At 74.5% G+C, this 2,710-nt stretch carries 2 protein-coding genes and 1 pseudogene; 1 reads left to right on the top strand and 2 read right to left on the bottom strand.

Going from position 1 to position 2,710, the window contains the following annotated elements; genetic code table 11:
- Window positions 1-67 precede the first annotated feature (67 nt).
- Window positions 68-997: a Ppx/GppA family phosphatase gene (locus tag ACFXA3_RS40460; protein WP_385196125.1), complete on the bottom strand. Its 930-nt coding sequence runs from the start codon at window positions 995-997 to the stop codon at window positions 68-70.
- Window positions 998-1,060: 63 nt separating this feature from the next.
- Here ACFXA3_RS40460 and ACFXA3_RS40465 point away from each other — a divergent pair, with 63 nt between their 5' ends.
- Window positions 1,061-1,966 (top strand): hypothetical protein, encoded by a 906-nt coding sequence (locus ACFXA3_RS40465; RefSeq protein WP_385196127.1) that lies wholly within the window; start codon window positions 1,061-1,063, stop codon window positions 1,964-1,966.
- A 19-nt stretch (window positions 1,967-1,985) separates the two neighbouring features.
- Here ACFXA3_RS40465 and ACFXA3_RS40470 read toward each other — a convergent pair.
- A pseudogene (locus tag ACFXA3_RS40470) lies at window positions 1,986-2,710 on the bottom strand (hypothetical protein); the annotation flags it as partial.

A 2,710-nucleotide genomic window follows, 5' to 3' on the forward strand; every position in this document is an offset into this window, starting at 1 on the left:
GGGCCGGCCCGCGCCGCAGGGCTCGTACCGGCGGCCCGGCTCGGCCCGGGGGGCTCGTATCGGGGTGTCAGGACGGCAAGTGGTCCAGTCGGCGGAGGATGACGCCCTCGCGGAGGGCCCAGGGGCAGATTTCGAGTTCGTCCACGCCGAAGAGGTCCATCGCGCCTTCGGCGACCAGTGCTCCGGCCAGGAGCTGGGCCGCGCGGCCCTCCGAGACGCCCGGGAGGGCGGCCCGCTGGGCGGTGGTCATCGCCGCGAGGCGCGGGACCCACTCCTCCAGGGACTTGCGGGTCAGGTCCCGCTGGACGTACAGGCCGTCGGCCGAGCGGGCCGCGCCCGCGATGCGGGCCAGCTGCCGGAAGGTCTTGGACGTGGCCACCACGTGGTCCGGGGCCCCGAAGCGGCTGAACTCGCCGACCGTGCGGGCGATCTGGGCCCGTGCGTGCCGGCGCAGGGCCCGTACGTCCGACGCGTCCGGCGGGTCGCCGGGCAGCCAGCCCGAGGTGAGGCGGCCGGCGCCCAGCGGCAGCGAGACCGCCGCGTCGGGGTCCTCGTCGATGCCGTACGCGATCTCCAGCGAGCCGCCGCCGATGTCGAGGACGAGCAGCTTGCCCGCGGACCAGCCGAACCAGCGGCGGGCGGCGAGGAAGGTCAGCCGCGCCTCGTCCTCGCCGCTCAGGATGGGCAGGTCGACGCCGGTTTCGAGTTTGACCCGCGCCAGGACCTCGTCCGCGTTCGGGGCTTCGCGCACGGCGCTGGTCGCGAAGGGCAGCACGTCTTCGCAGCCCTTGTCCTCGGCGGCTTGTGCGGCCTCGCCGATCACCGAGATGAGGCGCTCTATGCCCTCGGGGGTGACCGCTCCGCGCTCGTCGAGGAGCTCCGCCAGCCGCAGTTCCACCTTGTGCGAGTGCGCCGGCTGCGGGCGCGCGCCGGGGTGCGCGTCCACCACCAGCAGGTGGACCGTGTTGGAACCCACATCAAGGACACCGAGTCTCATGGGAGGAAACGCTACTGTGCGGCTGGAGTATGGGTGGAGTAAGGGGCCCTTAGGCTTGGGTTTGTGCCAAATACGAAGAAGGCCAACAAGTCCAGGACCACCAAGGCGACCGACCCGGCGGAGAAGGCCGGCAAGGCCGAAAAGGCTGACAAGACCGGCAAGACCGGCAAGCCCAAGACGGCCGGGAAGCCCAAGGCCGCCCGGGCCGGGGCGCCGGTCGTCGGTGACGAGAAGGGGCTCGACTTCGCCCGGGCCTGGGTGGAGTTCCCGGACCCCGCCGATGCCGAGCAGGTCTTCCGCTGCGACCTGACCTGGCTGACCTCCCGCTGGACCTGCATCTTCGGCAGCGGCTGCCAGGGCATCCAGGCCGGTCGGGCCTCCGACGGCTGCTGCACGCTCGGTGCGCACTTCTCCGACGAGGACGACGAGAAGCGGGTCGCGGGGCACGTGGCGCGGCTGACGCCGGAGCTGTGGCAGTTCCACGACGTCGGCAGCGAGTCCGGGTGGACGCAGCACGACGACGACGGGGAGAAGCAGACGCGCCGCTGGGACGGCGCGTGCATCTTCCTGAACCGGCCGGGGTTCCCCGCCGGGGCGGGCTGTTCCCTGCACATCCTGGCGATGCGCGAGGGGCGCGAGCCGCTGGAGACGAAGCCGGACGTGTGCTGGCAGCTGCCGATCCGCCGGACGTACGAGTGGATCGACCGGCCCGACGACACGCGGGTGCTCCAGGTGTCGATCGGCGAGTACGACCGGCGCGGCTGGGGTCCGGGCGGGCACGACCTGCACTGGTGGTGCACGTCGGCGACGTCCGCGCACGGCGCCGGCGACCCGGTGTACGTGTCGTACCGCGCCGAGCTGACCGAGCTGATGGGCAAGGAGGGGTACGAGGCCCTCGTGAAGCTGTGCGAGGCGCGACTGTCCTCGCTGCTGCCGATGGCCCCGCATCCCGCCGATCCGCTCCCGTAGGACCTCGCAGGCGCCCTGGCTAGGGCGACCCCGGCGCCGGCGGGCTCGGGTCCGCCGGTGGGGAAACCGTTCCTCCTGATGCGGTCGGCGTCGGGGTCGGCGTGGGGGTGTCCGTCGGCGTGGGGGTCGGCGTCGGGGTGGGCGTGGGGGTCGGCGTAGGCGTCGGGTGTTCGGGTTCCGGCGGGGTGGGGGCCGGGCGGCCGCGGCCCTGGATGGAGACGACCGCGCCGCCGGGGTCCACGCCGACCCGCGCGGACCAGGCGCCGACGGGCTGCGCTCCGGTGTCGACGGTGATCCACACGGTGACGGTTTCGCCCGGGGTCAGCGTGCCCGCGGTGCGGCTCGCGCGCAGCCAGGGCGCGTCGGACCAGAGCTGCCAGTCGACCGGGGCGCCGCCGGACGCGGTGAGCGTGAGCATGGTGGTGCCCCCGTGCGAGGAGGCGGCGACGGAGAGCCGGCCGGGGTTCCCGGCCCGGTCGGGGGCGGCGGGCTGCCCGGCGCTGATCACTTCGACGGAGACGTCCGGGCCGTCGGGGCCGGCGCTGCCGGGGGCGAAGCCGGGCTCGCCGGTGGTGTGGGCGGTGTTGCCGGTGTTGTCGTAGGCGCGCAGCGGGCCGCCGTCGCGGTGCGGCAGGGGGATCTCGGACTCGCTCGCGGAGATCCGGGTGGCGTCGGCGCCGACGGGCTCGCCGGTCTGCGGTCCGCCCCGGGAGGCCGCCCCGCGGGCGGTGACCGGGGGGGGGT

The organism is Streptomyces sp. NPDC059456, assembly GCF_042750055.1.
GTDB lineage: Bacteria > Actinomycetota > Actinomycetes > Streptomycetales > Streptomycetaceae > Streptomyces.

Excerpts from the sequence above, each read along its gene's own strand:
- ACFXA3_RS40460 (WP_385196125.1), bottom strand. The coding sequence starts at position 997 with ATGAGACTCGGTGTCCTTGATGTGGGTTCCAACACGGTCCACCTGCTG.